The organism is Sphingomonas pseudosanguinis (assembly GCF_014196255.1).
GTDB lineage: Bacteria > Pseudomonadota > Alphaproteobacteria > Sphingomonadales > Sphingomonadaceae > Sphingomonas > Sphingomonas pseudosanguinis.
This window is the reverse complement of sequence record NZ_JACIDH010000001.1, coordinates 120,915-140,196: the sequence shown is the minus strand read 5'-3', so window position 1 is coordinate 140,196 and position 19,282 is coordinate 120,915. Positions and strand designations below refer to the sequence as shown.

General features: G+C 65.0%; 14 protein-coding genes. 4 read left to right on the top strand and 10 right to left on the bottom strand.

All coding sequences use genetic code 11. The annotated features are described in order from the left end of the window. Positions 1-3 precede the first annotated feature (3 nt). The 5 genes from GGR48_RS00665 to GGR48_RS00645 all read right to left on the bottom strand — a co-directional run bounded on the left by GGR48_RS00665 (position 4) and on the right by GGR48_RS00645 (position 11,798). On the bottom strand, positions 4-3,270 hold the full coding sequence (locus GGR48_RS00665) for a TonB-dependent receptor (RefSeq protein ID WP_183949831.1): 3,267 nt from the start codon (positions 3,268-3,270) through the stop codon (positions 4-6). 359 nt (positions 3,271-3,629) lie between these two features. Beyond that, positions 3,630-6,701 carry a TonB-dependent receptor domain-containing protein gene (locus GGR48_RS00660; protein WP_183950586.1) on the bottom strand — a complete coding sequence of 1,024 codons (3,072 nt, stop codon included), beginning with the start codon at positions 6,699-6,701 and terminating at the stop codon, positions 3,630-3,632. A 458-nt stretch (positions 6,702-7,159) separates the two neighbouring features. Further along, positions 7,160-8,446 carry an aspartyl/asparaginyl beta-hydroxylase domain-containing protein gene (locus GGR48_RS00655; RefSeq protein WP_183949829.1) on the bottom strand — a complete coding sequence of 429 codons (1,287 nt, stop codon included), beginning with the start codon at positions 8,444-8,446 and terminating at the stop codon, positions 7,160-7,162. Positions 8,447-8,554: 108 nt separating this feature from the next. Then, entirely contained in the window at positions 8,555-8,776 is a 222-nt protein-coding gene (locus tag GGR48_RS00650; protein ID WP_183949827.1) for a hypothetical protein, read from the bottom strand. 76 nt (positions 8,777-8,852) lie between these two features. Next, entirely contained in the window at positions 8,853-11,798 is a 2,946-nt protein-coding gene (locus GGR48_RS00645) for a TonB-dependent receptor domain-containing protein (protein WP_183949825.1), read from the bottom strand. A gap of 118 nt (positions 11,799-11,916) precedes the next feature. Between GGR48_RS00645 and GGR48_RS00640 the strand changes: the two genes are divergently transcribed. Next, positions 11,917-12,534, top strand: coding sequence for a hypothetical protein (locus tag GGR48_RS00640; protein ID WP_183949823.1), 618 nt, complete (start codon positions 11,917-11,919; stop codon positions 12,532-12,534). 10 nt (positions 12,535-12,544) lie between these two features. On the opposite strand, the gene GGR48_RS00635 is transcribed toward GGR48_RS00640, so the two are convergent. The 3 genes from GGR48_RS00635 to xseA are packed head-to-tail and all read right to left on the bottom strand — an operon-like array spanning position 12,545 to position 15,023. Next, entirely contained in the window at positions 12,545-13,390 is an 846-nt protein-coding gene (locus GGR48_RS00635) for a M23 family metallopeptidase (protein WP_183949821.1), read from the bottom strand. Continuing rightward, entirely contained in the window at positions 13,387-13,587 is a 201-nt protein-coding gene (locus GGR48_RS00630; RefSeq protein WP_183949819.1) for a DUF2093 domain-containing protein, read from the bottom strand. The genes GGR48_RS00635 and GGR48_RS00630 overlap by 4 nt, the downstream gene beginning before the upstream one ends. A 14-nt stretch (positions 13,588-13,601) precedes the next feature. Then, positions 13,602-15,023 (bottom strand): exodeoxyribonuclease VII large subunit, encoded by a 1,422-nt coding sequence (gene xseA / locus GGR48_RS00625; protein ID WP_183949818.1) that lies wholly within the window; start codon positions 15,021-15,023, stop codon positions 13,602-13,604. Here xseA and purD point away from each other — a divergent pair. The 3 genes from purD (at position 15,022) to GGR48_RS00610 (ending at position 17,719) form a co-directional block, all read left to right on the top strand. Next, complete coding sequence (gene purD, locus GGR48_RS00620; protein WP_183949816.1) at positions 15,022-16,308, top strand: phosphoribosylamine--glycine ligase; 1,287 nt, start codon at positions 15,022-15,024, stop codon at positions 16,306-16,308. The two genes, xseA and purD, sit on opposite strands and share 2 nt — an antisense overlap. A gap of 63 nt (positions 16,309-16,371) precedes the next feature. Beyond that, entirely contained in the window at positions 16,372-17,121 is a 750-nt protein-coding gene (locus GGR48_RS00615) for a hypothetical protein (RefSeq protein ID WP_183949813.1), read from the top strand. Between the two features lie 37 nt (positions 17,122-17,158). Next, positions 17,159-17,719, top strand: coding sequence for a hydrolase (locus GGR48_RS00610; RefSeq protein WP_183949811.1), 561 nt, complete (start codon positions 17,159-17,161; stop codon positions 17,717-17,719). Here GGR48_RS00610 and GGR48_RS00605 read toward each other — a convergent pair. Together GGR48_RS00605 and GGR48_RS18025 are read right to left on the bottom strand one after the other, a co-directional pair. Next, complete coding sequence (locus tag GGR48_RS00605) at positions 17,716-18,186, bottom strand: hypothetical protein (RefSeq protein WP_206362528.1); 471 nt, start codon at positions 18,184-18,186, stop codon at positions 17,716-17,718. The genes GGR48_RS00610 and GGR48_RS00605 overlap by 4 nt on opposite strands. 89 nt (positions 18,187-18,275) lie before the next feature. Beyond that, positions 18,276-19,244: a hypothetical protein gene (locus GGR48_RS18025; protein ID WP_240456140.1), complete on the bottom strand. Its 969-nt coding sequence runs from the start codon at positions 19,242-19,244 to the stop codon at positions 18,276-18,278. Positions 19,245-19,282 lie beyond the last annotated feature (38 nt).

The window sequence follows — 19,282 nt, the reverse complement described above, 5'->3', positions numbered from 1 at the left end:
GGGTTAGAAGTTGACCCCGAACTGGATGCGGGCCGAACGACCGGCATTGTACGACGTCGGCAGCGAGTAGACCGGCTGCGGTGCACCCGCCGAGGTCGTGCCCGTTTCCTGAACGCGCAGTACCGGCTTCGAGTTGAGGACGTTGAACACCGACACGCGGATGAAGCCGCTGAAGGCATCGGTCGGCACCGCAACCTGTGCATCGAAGCCCAGCAGCGCCAGCCAGTCGGACTTCAACTGCGAACCACGATTGACGACCTGCAACGTGCTCGGGCGTGCACCGCCGGCCCGGTTGAACGGGTCGTTGATGACGGTGAAGCCATTGGGGTTGCGGACGACGGAGCCGTTCACGACGTTACAATAGGCCGCGCTCGTCCGGTAATAGAGACCTGCAATACCGCCCGGCGCCGTGGCGTCATAATCGGCACTGGCCGGCGGACGGCCGTAGCAACCGAACTTACGCGGTGCCGCAACCGAAGCGGTGAAGCTCAGCGTCAGCCAATCCGACGCCTTGTACGAACCCCATGCCTTGAAGTTGTGGCGGCGGTCGTTGGGCAGATAGCCGTAGGTGCCGTTGACCAGCACCGGCAAATCGAACGCCGTCGTGAGACCCGCATCGCTCTGGGCATTGTCCGAACGCACGCCACCTTCGATATTCCCGTAAATCTTGGAATAGGTGTAATTGGCGTTCAGCGACCAGATGCCGTCCCATTCGCGCTCGAACGTGACATTGACGCCGCGATAGGTGCGCTGCGCACGCGGATAGTTGAGCGAACCCGCCGACAGGACGACCTGACGTGCGGTCGTCTCACCGGGCAACGGATCGCTCAGCGTCACCGCCACGTCCCGGCCCGGATTGATCAGCGCGAACTGATGCACGCCGCTCCAGATCGCACGGCAATCCGCCGCCGCCTTGCCCTGTGCGATGCAGTACGGAACGATCGCCTGGTCGAGCGCGGCGTCCTCCAGCGAGTTGTTCAACTTCGTCTGGGTGAAGTTGAAACCGAGCTTGATGCGGTTGGCGAAGCGACGCTCCACGCCAAAGACGATCTCGTCGACCGACTGCGGCTTCAGGTTGGAGGCGACGACCGATACCGTGCTGGGCACCGTGCCGTCATTGCTGACGACGCACGCCGTACCGGCAGGCGAGTTGTTCGGACAGGCGGTGAAGCCCGCACCGGTCGTGATCGGCGCACCCAGAATCGGCGTGTTGTTTGCGGTCAGACCGGCAAGGCGGTAATAGGCACTGGAGTCCAGCTCGCCGCCGGCCAGACGGACGTTGGTGTTGACCGCCACCGGCAGGAAGTAGCGGCTGAACGATCCGAAGAACTTGGTCCGGCCATCGCCCAGCGGATCGATGCTGGCGCCTAGGCGCGGCGCCCACTGGTTCTTCGCCAGGAAGAACACGTCACCCGCCGCATTGCGGCTCTCAAAGCGGTCGTTACGGATGCCCAGGTTCAGGTTCAGCCGGTCGTCGAGCAGCGTCCACTGGTCCTGCACATAATAGGCCGTGTTCCGCGTCGCGAATTCACCACCCGTGCGGAAGGTGCGCGCGGTGACATAGGACGTACCGCCCGGCAGGCCGACCACCGGATCGATCGTCGCGGCGTTGCCCGACGCGGTCAGCAACGTGTATTGCGCCCCGCCATTGGCGACGGTCAGCGAGTTGAGGTCCAAATCCTCGCGATCATAGCCGCCCCGGATGTGATGCGACCCCAGCAGTTCGAACCGCACATCGGCATCGGCACGATAGAAGGTGCGCTTGTCGAAGTTCAACGAAGCGTTGGACTGGGTATTGCCGATGCTGCTGTTCGCGCCGTTACGCTGATCGACCACCGAAGGCAGATCGGGGAGGCTCGACTCGGTGGTGTCGCTGTTCTTGTTGACGCCATAGGCCGCCGACAGGGTCAGCCACTGGGTAAAGCTGCCAGTATAGCGCAGGACATAGTTCTCACCACCCGACCGGTAGATGTTGGTGGCGACATAGCCACCCGGCCGATTGGTGTTCAGGTTGTAACGCTGGCCGCTGGCGAGCGAATATTGGCTGGTGCCATAGACATTCTCGACGGTCGTGCCGCGCGTATCCCAATAGGTACCTTCGAGGCGCTGGCCATCGACGATCACGGCGTCGATCTTGGCGCCCCAGAACGGGCTGGTATTGCGATTCTGGCTATAGGACGTGCCGACGATCTGTTGGTTGAAGGTGTTCAGATCAGCGAAATTCGCACAGAGCGCCGGATTGCTGGCACAGCCATTGGCGCCGGTGGCGGTTGCAGAGGCGACGCCTGTGTAACCCTGACCGGAACGAACGTCACGGGCGTTGTAGATGCCGTAGAAGAACAGATGGTCCTTGATGATCGGACCCGACAGCTGCGCGACGAACTCATGGCGATCCGAATAGGCCGAATCGTTGTCCGCCGCGTAGGTGTTGCGCGTCTTAGAGACGAGGCTGTTCGGCTGCCAGTTGAACAGGACGCCGCCATGCCATTCATTCGAGCCGGACTTGGTCGTGTTATTGACCATACCGCCGGTGAAGCGGCCGAACTCAGCAGGAATGCCGCCGACCTTGACCTCGACCGTCTGATAGAATTCGAAGGGCACGGTTACCGCACCAAGACCGTTACGGAATTGGGTGACGTTCAGGCCGTTGATGTAATAGACATTTTCCGACACCGACGCACCGTTGATCGATGGTAGCGATGGAAAGCGGCTGTCGCCGCCGACAGCGCCCGGTGCCAGAAGCACGACCGAGGTGAGGTCGCGTCCAACCGGAATGCGGGTCGCCAGATCGCCGACATCGATCGTCTGCCCGACCGTGTTGCTGCTGAAGTCGATGACCTGGACACGTCCGGCGGTCACGACGATGTCGCCGCTGGTGCCCGCATGCACCGGTTGGAGGTTGAACTGGTTCGCCGCGCGGCCCCGGATCAGGCGGACGGCGGGATCGGTGAAGCTGTCATAGCCGTCGGCGGTGATCGTGAAACTATAAGTACCCTGCGGCAGCGCGGCGATTGCGTAGGAGCCGTCCGCCTGCGTCGTCGCGCTGCGTGTGAAGCCTTGCGCCGTCGACGTCACCGTCACTGTGGCGCCGCCCAGCGGCGTCCCATCGGTCCCTAGCACACGCCCGGTCGCGTTCACCTGTGTATAGTCCTGCGCCATCGCCGGCGTCGCGATCGCGACGGCACCAGCGCCCGCACCCAGCATCGCCAGGGCCTGCAACGCGGCACCACGGCGCAGCCCGGTTTTCGAGAAAAACCCTCTCTTCGTCATCAGCAATGTCCCCTCTGCGAACCGCGTCGTCACGGCTCTCGCGGATGCCTTCCCCTGAGCGGCACCCACCTAATCTATGTCAGAAAGGTGACATTCGATTGCAACAGAAATTTAATACAATATCTATTTTACAGATCAGCCTGTGCAGCAAAGTCACACTTATAGACAGACCCTCTGCCCTAATGTTTCAATTGTCGGCATGTTAGATGCGACCTGCCTAAAGCCTGAACACAGGTGATATGCTAGAATAATACTGCACGACACCTCTATCGATTCGACCTTTCACTCGATCAGCCCAAACAAAAAGGGCGGCTCCCGCAGGAACCGCCCCCAGTGGGGTTCGCCGAGGCGAACCGGGGTTAGAAGTTGAACTTGGCGCCCGCGCGGACCTGGCGGCCGAAGATGCCGTCGCCGCCCTGCACCGCGTTGTAGAGATACGCGCCGTAGGTGACCGGATCGATCGGAGGCAGGCGGTTGAAGACGTTGAGCACGTTCACATAGAAGGTGAACTTGTCGTTGACCTTGAACGACGCGTTCGCATCCGCCGTGATGTAGCTCTTCACGCGGCAACCGAAATAGGCCGGGGCCTGGCCGCAATCCTTGTACGCATCGCCCTGGTCCATGGCCGACAGGTCATAGCCCGAGGTGTAGTTGACCGTCCCCGTCAGCGCGAAGTCGCCGAAGTCGAAGGTGTTGACCCAGTTGCCCTTCCACTCGAACGTGCCCGAACCGGCGGTCAGGTTGAAGTTGCCCAGCGTGTCGACATAGGTCTGGCGCACGCCGTCGACCGTGGTGCTCAGCTCCAGGATCAGGCTGGCGTTCAGATTGGTGGTCCAGCGGAACGTGCCGAAGTCGTAAAAGCCGTTGATGCCGAAATCGATACCCTCGGACTTGATCGTCTGGGCATTGATCAGCTGCGACCGGACGAAAGCGATTTTCGGCGTGGCGGTCGGGTTGTTGACGTCGACCGCATCCGGGATGACCGTGAAGCCGTCGGGGATCGCGGTGCCGGCATAATAAGCGGCGATCGCGGGCGACAGGTCGGGCGTGGTGATCGCCCCGGTCTTGCGGATGTTGTAATAGTCGACCGTGAACGACAGGCCGCGCACCGGATCGACCTTGATGCCGGCGGTGAAGCTGCGCGACTTTTCGGGGTCCAGATTCTGCGACGCCAGCGTCGTCTGACCGATCGAATAATTGGCGATATAGCCTGCGCAGTTGGTCGGCGTCTTCTGCGTACAGATCTGCCCGGCGCCCGGATTGATGCTGTACTGGCGCAGGAACGAGTCCGGAATGCTGCTCAGCGACTGGGTCACATACCCCGTGGTCGGCAGGGCGTTGGCCTCGCCGAACGACGGGATGCGGAAGCCCCGTGAGTAGGTGCCGCGCAGCGTCAGCTGGCGGATCGGCTTGAAGATCGCGCCGAACTTAGGCGAGAAGGCGCTCTGGCCGCTCGAATAATGGTCATAGCGACCCGAGGCGTTCAGCGTCAGCTGGTCGAGGACCGGCGCGTTGACCTCGTAAAAGCCCGACGAGACGGTGCGGTTGCCCTGGGTGCCGAACGCGTTCAGGCGGAAATAGCGCTGGGTCGGGCCATTTTCGTCCGAGTTGGCGCTGGGCGCGTCGATCGCCTCGTAGAAGATCGATCCGCCGACCGCGACGCGCAGATCGCCACCCGGCAGCGCCATGATCGCCTTGCCCAGCGTGAACTGCGCCTGGAGCAGGTCCGAGCTATCGTTGGTGATGTTGGTCGGCGTCAGATAGTTGAGCGTCGCTTGGCTGTTGAGGCCCGGATTGAGGAAGTTGTAGCTGCCGTCCTTAATGACGTCGAGCAGGTGCTGGATGTAGACATAGCCGTCCTGCTGCAGACGCAGGTCGGTGTGCATCGCGGTCGCGTCGAAGCGGTAGTCGACATCGTCGAAGATCGTGCCGTTGATCCCGAAGGCGGCGCGATAGACGCGGCTGCGGGTCTTGGTCGATTCGAAGCTGTTCGGCAGCTGGCCGACCAGCCGTGCGACCTGACCGGCGGCGGCGAACGGATTGTTCGGATTCAGCGTGCCATTGGTTTCGTTGCACGCGCCGACGGTCGTGCGCGGGCAGATATAGACCGGCAGCGCCAGGATCGCCGAATTGGGATCGATCGCCGAGGTCGGGTTCTGCGACGTCGAATATTGCGGGAACAGGATACCGGCGGGCGCATTGGCGCGGATCGTCGTCGGGGAGCCGGTATAGCTGGTCGTCGCCTGCTGGAAATTGACCTGCAGATAGGCTTCCGACGTGTCACCGATCTTGGCGGTAAAGCGCGCCGAACCGCCGACGCGCTCGATGTCGGGCGTGATGTTGCCGTACAGACGCTGGGTGTCGACCTGGCAGACGGTGCCGGGGGCGGTCGCGTTGGCGGGCAGCGCCAGCTCGGCCGCGGTCGGGTTGTACGGATTGCCGGTAAGGCAGCCCGCCGCCGGGTTCAGCAGCTGATAGCGACCCAGCGCGGTCGTGTTGGTCGCATCGGCCGGGCGGACATAGAAGTTCGGCGTGTTGATCGCGAAGCCATTGGTATACTGGCCGTTCAGGTCCAGGCCGTTGGCGATGTTGTTGGGTCCGCAGATCGTGTCGCCGGTGCGGTTGGAGCAGATGCCGCGCTCGTCGCTCGAATTGAACGGCCCGGGCAGCTGGCGCGCGCGCACGCCCTCCGAGCGATAATAGAAGCCGCTGATATAGGCGTTATAGCCCTGCTCATCGAGGTCGCCGGTGCCGGCGGTCAGCGACAGGCGCTGATTGGCGTTATAGCCGCGCTCGGAAATGCCGGCCTCGGCGCGGCCCATGACGCCTTTCACCGAGCGCTTGGTGATAATGTTGACCACGCCCGCGATCGCGTCCGCGCCATAGCTCGACGAGGCGCCGTCGCGCAGCACTTCGACACGGTCGACGATGTCGTCGGGAATGGTGTTCAGGTCGACGAAGTTGCGCGTACCGTCATCCGACAGCGGATAGTAGGCGGCGCGCAGGCCGTCGAACAGCACCAGCGTCGAATTGGTCGACAGGCCGCGCAGCGACACCGACGACGCACCCGACGCGAACGCGCCGTTGGCGGTGAACGAGTTGGTCAGCGCCGGGCCGTTATTCGACGCCAACGCCTGGATACCCGCCTGCACCGTGTTGATGCCGCGCGCATCGAGATTCTCGGCGGTGATGGTCGAGACGGGCGATACGCCGGCATCCGCGCCGCGAATGATCGAGCCGGTGACGACGATATCGCCGCCGGTGCCCGCATCCGCCTGTTCGGCGCCCTGCGCGACCTGGGCATTGTCCTCGGCATTCTGGTTCGCCGCCGGCACGCTCTGCGCGACGGCGGGCGCCGCCAGCAGCACCGACAATGGCGCGACGGTCGCCAGCAAGCCCCGCTTGCGCTGACCGATCCACGAATTGGTCATCATCATTACCCCTTTTCGTCACCCGACGCCCGTTTTCGGTGCGTCGACATCTCGGCCCCATCGAACGACTTTTCCGTTCGGTAACCGAATGTTGCTTGCTTGCGGGGATGTCGACGCGTTGTAAAGATGGGAAAATGTCTCGGACGGGCGACCTGTTGCGTCGCACATGATGGGGCACCTTCCCTTTCTCACTCCTTTGCCATCGATTGCAAAACATTGCTGTCAGGTAACAGCTGATACAAATTGCGACAATATTTATGCCTTATGGCAGCGCGCAGGAGGCGCACATCTAGCGCCGAACCAATGGGATGGAATCACGGTAAAGGCGCGTGACTGTTGATCACGCGGAGGGGCGCGCTCGAAAAGCTTCGCTCGCAATGTCGATCAGATGACACGCCCACGAGGCCGGCCCGTGGCGAGCAATATGGACCTTACGTCATGCCGTTGAGCGGACGGCGCTATTCGGCGATGGCCGCCAGTGCGCCGCCGCCTTCGATCCGACCAAGCGCGACGAACAGATCGCGCAACATCGCCTGTTCTTCCTGCGTCAAATGGGGGTTCCAGACGTCCAGTATCAGCACGGCCCGTAGCTGCGCGCTGTCATTCCAGGCTTCATGTTCGATCGTGTCGTCGAACGCGAAGGCTTCGCCTTCGGTCCAGACGCGAGTTTCGCCACCGACCCGGAAGCCGCATCCCTGCGGGACGATCAACGGCAAATGGACGATCGCCCGGATGTTGCTGACCCCGGTATGCGCAGGCAGTCGCGTGCCTGGTTTCAGAACGGAGAAGAAAGCCGTCGGCCCCTTACCGGGTATTTCGGCAAGTGGCATCTGCCCCAGCACCGCCATCGTCCCGGGACAAGCCGCCGCCATCTCCTCGTCGCGCACGCCGTAGCGCCACAGATAACGAGCGCTCCATGCCTCGGAATGATCGAGCGCGGTCCATTTATTCTCAGGGGTCCCGGCCTCCATCGCAACATAAGGCGCAAAGCCGCTGTCGGGCCGCGCGAGCAGCGCTTCCAACTCTGCACGAATGAGAGGCGTGGCGGCCTCCAATTCGGCAAACCAGGGAAAGAGCGCCCGGTCGAAAAACTCGTCGGCGGGCAGGAAGGGAAAATGAACGCCGTGACAGATGTTGTGATAGATGCTGCGCCGCCCAAGCAGTGCATCGACGCAGCGATCGAAGCGACGACGTCGGTTGGGTGGCACATCGCCCCATTGTGGCATCAGTGCAGCGTCTAGTCGGTCGCTCACCACCTGCGCGCGCGCGGCCACGCGCGCCTGAGCATGGGTGAGCAACTGGTCCAGCCCCGCCGAGCGTTCCGGTAGCGATTGCAAAACCGTCGCCACGCCGTGCCAGCGGAACTGAGCCTGCGAGTCCTCCCCCGCCCGCTCATGCCATTCCGCCATACGGACATTCGCCATGACGTGCCGCTGATCCCGGTGGAGCACCTGCCGCAATGCTTCCTGCTCTCCGGCCGTATCGCCCGCGTCGCGGTGTGCGGTCGCCAGGTTCATCCATAGCGGGGGGGCGTCGGCATCGCCGCGAATGGCGCGTGCGAACCAGATCGCGGCCTCTGCTGGATCATTCGCGAGCAGGTTCATTCCCATGGCGTTGCACAGGATCGGATGATCCGGATCGTACCCCAGGGCCTGTTCGAGCAAACGCCGTGACGCAGGCCCATTGCCCGCAGCCTGGGCCTGTTGAAGCAACGACATGGCGGGCGCGGAAAGCGACTGGGTCATGACACTGGTTATGCGTGGTGAAACGGGATGGTTTCAAGGGTGTCGCACGCTCCACCACCGATCGGCCTCTCGTTCCGCCGCGACACCCCAGGCCGATGGGGCAGGTCGTCAGGTGGCGATCGCACCGAGCAGACCGATGCCGTGGATTGCCAAGGCATAGAATAAGGCCGTTCGCCGCAAGTCGGGCCGGAAACCCCGAGCCAAAAAGAACCAGACCCCCAGCGCCGGGATGGTCAGCATGATCAGAAGCAGGAACGCCGGCATGCGGCGCCCATCTGTCGCCCCATCATTGGCGGCCATGGCTCCCCCGGCGGGCACGAAATGCGCCATGATCCTCCTTCCATGAAAAAGGGCGGCCCAAGCCGGACCGCCCTTTCCCTTAGCGACGTCAGTCGCGAACGTCCGATCAGAAGTGGACGCGCGCACCCACGCGGAAGCCACGGCCCACCGCGTCATAGGTCGACGGATAGGTGTTGCCGCTGTTGTACGAGGTCGAACCGGCGTTCGAGCCGACAATCGGCGGCTGCTTGTCGAGCAGGTTGGTGACCAGGATCGTGAACTCGAAATTCTCGGCAGCGCGGATGCGCGTGCCCAGGTCGAGGTAGTTATAGGCCTTGATCCGGTTGAAGTTCCAGTTCTGGCCCGCGATCGGGGTGTTGCCCGTGATCGCACCCGAGAAGAGCGGGGTCAGGCCCGGCTCATAGCGGACGGTGTCGATATGGCGCCACAGCAGCGACAGGTCGACATCACCGAAGGTCAGCGTGGTGCGCTGGTTCCAGGCGAACTTCGGCTGGATGGTCAGGCAGTTGGCGCTGTAATAGCCGACGCATTCGCGAACAACCGAGCTCGGCGAGGCCTGGAAGGTGTTGCTGTTCGTCCAGGTACCCTGGAAGTTCAGGTTCAGCTTCGCAAAGCCCAAATCGCGGCGATAGTCGACGCCAAGATCGATACCGTCGGTTGCGATACGGCCCAGGTTGGTCAGCGGCTGCGGCAGGCCCCCCACCGTCGCCGACGAACCGCTCAGACGGCCCGTGGTAGCCGAACGACGGATGCTGGTGCAGGCCGTCGAGGTAGCCGAGGCCGCCGTAACGTTACCGAAGCACGCCGCCAGAATGTCTGCCGGGGTAGCGGCGGTGATCGCCTGGTTGATCTTGATGTTGAAGTAATCGACGCTGATCGTCAGCCCTTCAACCAACGTACGCGGGGTCAGGATCGCGCCGACGGTGAAAGTGTCGGCGACTTCCGGACGAATGTTCGGGTTGCCGCCGCCGGTCGCGTTGGGCTGGCCCGACGCCGGGCTTTGGATCGTACCGATCACCGCCGCCGGAGCGCCCTGCGCCAAGCAGATTGCGCGGAGGTTCGCATTGGCGGTTGGCGCGGTGCCCGCGCACGGATCTACCGTCAGGTTGACCAGATAGGTCGATACCGGCGCAAACAGTTCGCCGATGTTGGGCGCACGGACCGCGCGCTGATAGTTACCACGCAGCTTGAAGTCCGCGATCGGTTCCCAGCTGCCGCCCGCTTTCCAGGTGGTAGCGTTGAAGCTGGGGTTGCCGGCTGCGTCGATCTTGTACCGCGACTGGCGGATACCACCTTCGACCGTCAGATTGCGGAAGAACGGCTTGTCTTCGACCAGCGGTGCGATCACTTCACCGAAGAATTCGGTGACGTTAAAGCCGCCGTTGACCGGCAGGACCGCGCCGCCCGCGCCGCCGAGCTCGCCCGGGACAAGGGCATAGGCGTCCGGAATGCGCTGCGCACCGTAATCACGATATTCCGCACCGACCGCGAAGCTGATCGGGGTGGACGCGGCGGGCGAAGCGAAGCCGAAGTCACCGTTCAGCAGCGCGTGAACCTGCGACAGCTGGGTCTTGGTGGTGATCGTGCTCTGGCCGTTCAGGAACGCCGCCTGCCCGGGGGAGATGCTGCCCGCCTGGCCGAACAGGTTCAGCGGGACGCAGCCGTTGGTGGTCACGGTGCAGGTCGTGGTGTTGGTGGCATTCAGCGCCTGCTGCACGCGCGAGCGGAGCACGTAACCCGACTGGGTCTGGGTGTTCTGGCTCTCGCCATACGAACCATAGACGTCCAGGTTCATCGACTTGGTCAGGTTGAGGCGAATACCGGCGGTATAGTCGAACAGGGTCGTCTCATACTCGCTGACGCGCGGCCCGAGTTCGACCGTACGACGATAGACTTCCGGCATCGGGATTGCGGTGTTGCTGTTGCAGGTCGCCCCCAGCGCGATCCCCGCAGCGGAGCAGAGCTGGTCGCGAATGCCGGCGGGCAGATATGGATTACTGCCCGGGATGGTCAGCGATTCGCCGAAGATGCCCGATGGTGCGATGATCGTCGACACGCGGTTCTTCGAGAACAGGCCGCGCGTATAGACGGTGACTGTGTCCGACACATCGTAATGCGCCGAGCCGTACATGTTGTAGCGCTTAAACGGCGTGAAGAAGATGTTGTACGGGCTGAAGTTGAAGTCCTGATACGGCGCGACCAGCAGATTGCTACCCGGATTCACCTGCAGCAGGCCCGACTGGCCCGCGAGCGCGAACGAGGCCGGGACGGAGGTCGGCGAGCCGCCCGCAGCGCGGCCGGTGGTCGAGCTGATAGTGCTCGACGCATAGGGGCGATCACCCTGATAGATCGGATCGGCTTCCTGATAGCCGACGCTGAACACCGCGTTACCACGACCATCGTCGAAATTCGCGCCAATGGTCAGGTCGGCACGGAAATAGTTGCCGTCGCCGCGCTGCGAGATCTGCTGGCTGGCCGTCGCATCGACGCCCGCGAAGTCCGAACGGGTCACGAAATTGACGACACCCGACACGGCATCGGCGCCGTAGGAGGTGGACGCACCGCCGGTCAGCACGTCCATACGCTCGAGGAGCGCGAGCGGGATGTTGTTGAGGTCGGTCTGGCCGTCGAGACCTGCGGTCGCGATGCGCTTGCCGTCGAGCAGGACGAGGTTGCGGTTCGAACCCAGGTTGCGCAGGTTGACGAACGACGCGCCGCCATTGCCGTTGTTGACGGCGGTACCGATGCTGGGCACCGCGCCGGGCAGCTGACGCAGCACTTCCTCGGCAGTGTTGGTCTGACGCAGCGTCAGTTCCTCGCGACCCACGACCGCGACCGGGCTCGACGAAACGAGGTTCGGATTGCGGATCAGCGTGCCGGTGACGACGATATCACCCTGGCTGGTTTCGGTGGTGACGGGCGAGCCATCGGCATTGGTCTGTTCGACGGCCTGATCCTGCGCGATGACCTGAGCTTGGGCGGACGTGGCGACGAAACCTGCCCCCATCAGCAGCGTCGAGGCGAGCAGACGCACGCGAGCGTTTGTTTTCATAGAGTTAACCCCTTTTAGCCGGCCTTGTGACCTGACGTTTGCCACTCGAAAATATCCGAGCGTTGCCATTTCATTACAAACGGGGCCGCTCCGGACGCAAACGTAAAGCGAGCCCCCTTTGACCGACATGATCATCTTTATGCATGATGTGACAAAAGGGTCACATAAAGGTCGGCAATGTTGCGCTACGGCAGAAGGAAAGGATCGAAATATGCCGAACCCATTAAAATCGTTACCCTTGGCCGCGCTACTGATACCCGCGGCCGTTTGCGCGCAAAACGGGAAGGATCGCTCCGGGGCGATCGACGACCTGATCGGCTGCCGCACGATCCGCGAAGCGGCGACGCGGCTGGCCTGTTTTGATCGCGCGGCGGAAAGCGCCTCAAACGCACGGGCATCGGGCGATCTGATGATCCTCGACCGAAAGACCGTGGTCGCGCGCAAACAGCAGCGTTTTGGCCTGATCACGCCGACCAGCGAGATGTTCGGCGGCGGCGACGCTGATGCATCGACCGAAGTCCGCCAACTGGACAGCAAGGTCATCACCGCCATGCCCGCTAAGGCCTATGGCCGGTTCGACATACAGCTGGCCAATGGATCGGTCTGGCAGACGATAGAGGCGTTGAATTTTCCGCCCAAGGCCGGCGCTGCCGTCACGATCAAGGAAGGCGCGTTCGGCAGCTATCGCCTGTCCGTCGAAGGTGGCCGCTCGATCGGCGCCAAACGCATCCGCTAACGGCGTATCCTCACCCCATCGGCCCCGTCACCAGCAGCGGGTCGAGCTTGCGGCCGCGCCATTGCAGGCTCCAGTGGAGGTGCGGGCCGGTCGCGCGGCCGGTGGCGCCGACGGCGCCGACCGGCTGGCCCTGGCGGACATGCTCGCCGGGGCGGACGTCGATGCGCGACAGGTGCAGGAAAGCGCTGTTGAGGCCCTGGCCATGGTCGAGCATCAGCAGATGCCCCTCCAGCGTGAAGGGCTGGTCGGCGGCCAGGATCACGACGCCATCGGCCGGCGCGCGGACGATGGTGCCGGTGGCGGCGGCGATGTCGGTGCCCGAATGATAGCTGCCCGGCTCGCCGCGATAGAGGCGTTGCGCGCCGAACAGGCCCGAGATGCGGCCCTTGACCGGCCATTGCAGCGGCTGGCGCCAGCCCTGCGCATCGGTCGTCTCGGCGCGGGCGGCGCGGATCTGCTCGAGCTCGGGCGGGCGCAGCCGCTGGAACTCGGGATCGGGGACGGGATATTTGGGCAGGCGGTCGAGCCGCTCGATCCGCCAGGCGCGCGGGGCGACACTCAGGCTCTGGCGCATCTGGCGGCCATCCGAGAGCGTCGCGACCAGCTCGGCCTGGGGGCCGGCATCCCGATCGAAGCCGATCAGGAACGCGGCCTCCGGCGTCAGCGGCACATCCTGTCCGTCGAGGGTCAGCGAGACGGTGCCGGCCGGCGCCTGCCCCCGGATCAATCCGCCCTGGCTAAGCTCTCCGGTCCAGCGGAACGCGGACTGGGGAGCAGCGCTCTGCGCGACCAGCACCGATGCCGGAGCCAGCCCCGCCGCCAGCAGCGCCAGCGCGAACCCGCGCCCAATTGTCATCGGGGGCCGAGCACCTGTGCGGTCGCATGGGCGTCGGCATAGGCTTCCTGCCGCTCGGCGCTCCAATATTTCAGGTCCTCGAGCGCGATGCGCCGTCCGGTCACCCCGCAGACGACATGATCGCCCGGCGACAGGACGCGAAAGCCATTGGCCAGATAGTGGAGCCGCGCGGGACGATCGGTGTTCGACATCAACATGGGTCTGCCTTGGATCAGAGGAGCGTGGGCTGGCTGGGCTGGGACGGATCGGCCTTCGGCTCCCGCTTGGGCTTGTCATAGGTTTTGGGTGCGGGGCGCTCAAGTCCGGCCTGATCTACCGCGACATCGACCGTGCCGTCGCGGAACCGCAGCGTCAGCGTATCGGCCACCCGCGCCGCCTCTGCCGAGGACAGCGTCTCGCCGCCCGGTCGTGCGGTGATCCGGGCATAGCCGCGCTCCAGGATGCGGTCGGGGTTGAGCGACTGGACCAGCCGCCAGGTCGCGGCGAGCCGGTAGCGGCCGCGCTCGACCTGCCGCTCCAGGATGGCGGGCCGCAGCGCCGCGCCCGCCCGGTCGAGGCCACCGCGCGCCAGCGTCACCCGCCGCTCCAGACCGCGATCGAGCCGCGCACCCGCTTCGTCCGCACGCTGGCGCTGGGGACCCAGCAACTGGTCGCGCTTGGGGAGGAGCCGCGCCATCGCCTCGAGTCGTTCGCGTCCCCGCTCGACGTAGCGGCGCGCGCAGCGTTCAGTGCGCTGGCGATGGCTCGCTACCGTCAGGCGCAGGTCGGCGAGCACCGGCACCGCGATCTCCGCCGCCGCCGTGGGGGTCGGTGCACGCAGATCGGCGGCATAGTCGCACAGCGTCGTGTCGGTCTCATGCCCGACCGCCGAGATGATCGGGATCGCGCAGTCCGCCACCGCGCGCACCACCACCTCTTCATTGAACGACCAGAGATCCTCGATCGAACCGCCACCGCGCGCGACGATCACCAAGTCGGGACGCGGCACCGGGCCGCCGGGCGCAATCGCGTCGAAACCCCGGATCGCCGCGGCCACCTCGTCCGCCGAGCCGGCGCCCTGCACCTTGACCGGCCAGACGATGACATGGGTCGGGCAGCGATCCTCGAGCCGGTGGAGGATGTCGCGGATCACCGCCCCCGTGGGCGAGGTGACGACGCCGATCACCGGCGGCATGAAGGGCAGCGGCTTTTTCCGCTCACGGGCGAACAGTCCCTCGTCCGCCAGTTTCGCCTTCAGCTTCTCGAACAGCGCCATCAGCGCGCCCGCACCCGCCAGCTCCATCCGCTCGACGACGATCTGGTATTTGGACCGGCCGGGGAAGGTGGTCAGGCGGCCGGTCGCGATCACCTCCACCCCGTCCTGCGGCTGGAAGGGCAACGTGTTCGCCGCCCCCTTCCACATCACCGCGTCGATGACGGCGTTCTCGTCCTTCAGGCTCATATAGACATGGCCCGAGGTCGCGCGCTTATACCCGGAAATTTCGCCGCGCAGGCGGACATGGCCGAATTCGCCCTCCACCATCCGCTTCAGCTTCAGGCTGAGTTCGCCCACCGACAATGCGAGTGCGTTGTCGCCGGCGATCTCCTCGGCTACCAGCCTTGCACTTTCGTCATAGGGATAAGGATCGGGCATGAACGTCCTGCTGCTGGGATCGGGTGGCCGCGAACACGCATTGGCGTGGAAGCTGGCACAGTCGAACGGGTTAGATACGCTCTACGCCGCGCCCGGCAACCCCGGTATCGCGCAGCATGCGACCTGTGTCGCGCTGAACGCGACCGATCACGCCGCCGTCGTGGCGTTCGTGAAGGACCACGCCATCGGCCTGGTCGTGGTCGGCCCCGAAGCACCGCTGGTCGATGGCCTGGCCGATTCGCTGCGCGCCGAGGGTATTCCAGTGTTCGGGCCGAGCAAGGCCGCCGCGCAGTTGGAGGGGTCGAAGGGCTTCACCAAGGACCTGTGCCGCCGCGCCGACATCCCGACCGCCGGTTATGTCCGCGTGAACACGCTGGCGGAGGCGCAAGCCGCGCTCGCGACCACCTTCGGCCTGCCGGTCGTCATCAAGGCCGATGGCCTGGCGGCGGGCAAGGGCGTGACCGTCGCCTTCACCAAGGCCGAGGCGGAAGGCGCGATCACCGACCTGTTCTCGGTCTCCGGCGCCGAGGTGGTGATCGAGGAATTTCTGGAGGGCGAGGAGGCGAGCCTCTTCGTCCTGACCGATGGCGAGGCCCTCCTGCCGTTCGGTTCGGCGCAGGATCACAAGCGCGTCGGCGACGGCGACACCGGCCCCAATACCGGCGGCATGGGCGCCTATAGCCCCGCGCGTGTCCTGACGCCCGAGCTGGAAGCCCAGGCGATCGACCGGATCGTGCGGCCGACCGTCGAACGCTTGCGCGCCGAGGGAACGCCGTTCTCGGGCGTGCTCTATGCCGGGCTGATGCTGACCGAGCAGGGCCCCAAGCTGATCGAATATAACGCGCGCTTCGGTGATCCCGAATGCCAGGTGCTGATGCTGCGTTTCCAGGGCGATCTGCTGGCGGTGATGCTGGCGGTGGCCGAAGGGCGGCTGGCCGAGTTGCCCGCACCGGCTTTCTCGGACGATCCGGCGCTGACCGTCGTCATGGCGGCGGCGGGCTATCCCGGCACGCCCAAGGCGGGTGGGTCCATCGACGCGATCGACGCCGCCGAGGCGACCGGTGCGGTGGTGTTCCAGGCGGGCACCAAGATGCAGGGCGAACAGCTGGTCGCCAGCGGCGGCCGCGTGCTGGCCGTCACCGCCAGCGCCGCCACCGTGGGCGAGGCGCAGGCCGCCGCGTACCGCGCGGTCGATGCGATCCACTTCCCCGATGGCTTCTGCCGCCGCGACATCGGCTGGCGCGAGGTCGCGCGCGAAGCGGACGCTACGGGAACCGCGCACTAGGCCTGTCGATTGGGCCCGTCGATCGGGCTCGCGATCGGGGCGATGGCACAATAGGGTAAAGCGATGAACGATACGACGGCAGCACCGGCTGAAAGCCTGATCCCCGATGGCGTGGCTGCCATCACGACCATCCATTTCGTTTTCATCGGGCTGGTTGCGATCGCGGCGATCGCGGTCATCCTGATCGGCATGCGCCTGAAGCGCCGCCGGACCCATGCCGCGCGACAGGTCGACCGGAATGCAAAGGAAGCGGGCGTGAACCTGCGCCAGCCCGACCGCGCGCCGCTGGACGAGGCCGAACTGACGCAGCCCAAGGCTGCCCAGCCGAGCCCGACGCCGGCGCCGGCCCCTGCCCCCGCTCCCGCTCCCGCCCCCGAACCGACCGTCGCGCCGACACCCGCCCCCGCGCCGGTGCCGGCCGCGCCGCCGGTCATGCCGGCCCCCGCCGTCCCCGAAGAACCGGCGGTCACCAGCGATCCGCTGCACGACGAACCCGTCGCCGCCGCCGCGCCGATGGACGCCAGCCCCGCCGCCGAGGCCGCACCGCAGCCCGCCGCCGAGGAGGTACGGCCCCAGGATCAGCCCATCACCCTGCTAAAGGGTCTCGGTCCCAAGCTGACCCAGAAGCTGGCCGAACACGGCATCACCACGGTCGGCGACATGGCGGGACTGAGCGAGGCGCAGGCGCAGGCGCTCGACGCGCAGCTCGGGCCGTTTTCCGGCCGCATGGCGCGCGACCGCTGGCTGGAGCAGGCAAGGCTGCTGGCGGCCGGCGATCGCAAGGGCTTCGAGGCGGTGTTCGGACGCCTCTGATCACGGAACGGCGCGGCGGGGATGCCGTTGAGCGGGCATGACCATGCTCGATCCCCGCACCACCGCCCTGATCCTCATCGACCTGCAACAGGGCATCGTCCCGCATGCCGGCGGCCCGCGCTCCGGCGACACGGTGGTAAAGACGGCCAAGGCACTGGCACAGCGTTTCCGCGACGCCGATGCGCCCGTCATCCTCGTCCATGTCGGCTTCACGCCCGAGACGATGCCCAGCCAGAATGTCGACCGGCCCAGCCTGCCGGCGGCCGGCACCCCGCCCGAATTCAGCGAATTCGTCCCCGACCTACGCCAGCCCGGCGATGTCGTGGTGCGCAAGCATCACTGGGGCGCCTTCACCGGCACCGATCTCGACCTGCAACTGCGGCGGCGTGGCGTGCGCACCGTGGTGATCGCGGGCATCTCGACCAATATGGGCGTCGAATCGACCGCGCGTTCGGCGTGGGAGCTGTCCTATGACGTGGTCATCGCCGAGGACGCCTGCGCCTCGCGATCGAGCGAACTCCATGCCTTTGCGATCGACCATATCTTCCCGCACATCGCGCGCGTCGTGGCATCGGGGGATATTCGGCTGGAGGCCTAACCGCCTCTCGGGCGGCAGCCTGCCAGATCAAAGAACTGTCGGGCGACGAAGACGTGATCCTGCGACCCTGCCGAATCGGGGAACAGCATATGCGCCGGTGCCGGCTCGCCCCGGTTCGGTACGCGGTTCAGAATGTGATAGGCGGCATCCGTCCCGATATAGTGTTGGCTACCAAAGGGCCGGGGACCGCCATCCGGATCGGGCGGATGCCAGCCCTTGGCGCTCACATCCCCGGTCGATGCGACATTTTGCAGGCCATCGCTGCCGCCATTCCAGGGAAGCCACCAGAAGGTCCTGCCCGACGCCGTGTGATGCACCCCCAGCGCCAGACCGCTCGGCCAGTCCGGGTCCCTGGCGACCGATCGGAAATCGGCGGTCACATCAGGGTGATCGCGCAGGACATAATGCGCGCGCTCGACGGGACAGGACGTCAGCGCGGCGGCGGCCAGTGCAAGCAGATCGAACATCGTGCGCCTCCCCCTGAATCGAACCGGTCGGGCTTATGCCATCATGATGGCAAGCCCGTTTCACCACTCGACCATTTTTACCGCCCGCGTCATGGCTTGGGCGAGACGGCGGTCTGCGCCTTCGCCTCCGCCGCCACCTCGTCGGCCAGCGCCTGCCGGCGTTTGTCCTGCTCCGCCAGCGAGGGCACGCGCAATGCTTGACGCAGCGCGTCGGACACCAGCGCCTTGTCATAGGGCTCCTGCGTCACCGCGCCACCGCGCGGGATGCTATATTGCGTGCCCAGCACCTGCGGCTTGCCGATCGACTGGAGATAGCGGTCGAGCGTCGCCGAGGCGATCCACACCGCTTTCGGCTTGCCCCGCGCCGCCGCGATCATCGCCAGCAGATGCGCCTTCAGATAGTCGCCCGGCCCATCGCCATGCTGGAACAGAAAGGCGGCGTGGTAAAAGTCATCGCCGCTGTGCAGAGCGCCGGCATCGAGCAGTTCCTGCGTCCGCGCCTTACGCTTTGCATCGGCCGGGCCGACCACCGACCAGTCGATGTTCGGTCGTCGCCGATCGTCCTGATCCGCCTTGAAGATGGCCGACATCTCGGCGTTGGTGGGATAGTCCATTTTCTGCCGATAGATGCCCCCCGCCGTCCAGGGTCCCAGTGTATCCTTACCGGGCACGGCACGGCCGAGAAGAAAGGGTTCGAACGCAACCCCCTGATACATGGCCGAGACCTGCCCATCGGCCAGACAGTGTAGACGAAAAATATCCGGAGTCGCGCCCGGCCGGGGATCGTCGAACGTCAGTTCCAGATCGTCACCCACCGGTTGCACCTTGATCGCGGTGCGGCGGATGACCGGCCCCGTGACGTTCGTGAAGTTTTCCTTATCAAAGTCAAAATCTTGCGGCCGATCCCATGTCGCCTTCAACCCTTGGGGTGAAGCGTGGACACCGAACCGGAAGAGAGATGTATCACCCGCCTTGAATATCCAGTCACCATCCGCACAGGGCACGGCAGAAACAGATAGGGCGGCAACCAGAAATGGCAGGATCATCGACATGGTCACATCCTGTCAGCATTTCCATGCACCAACAATGGTCAATA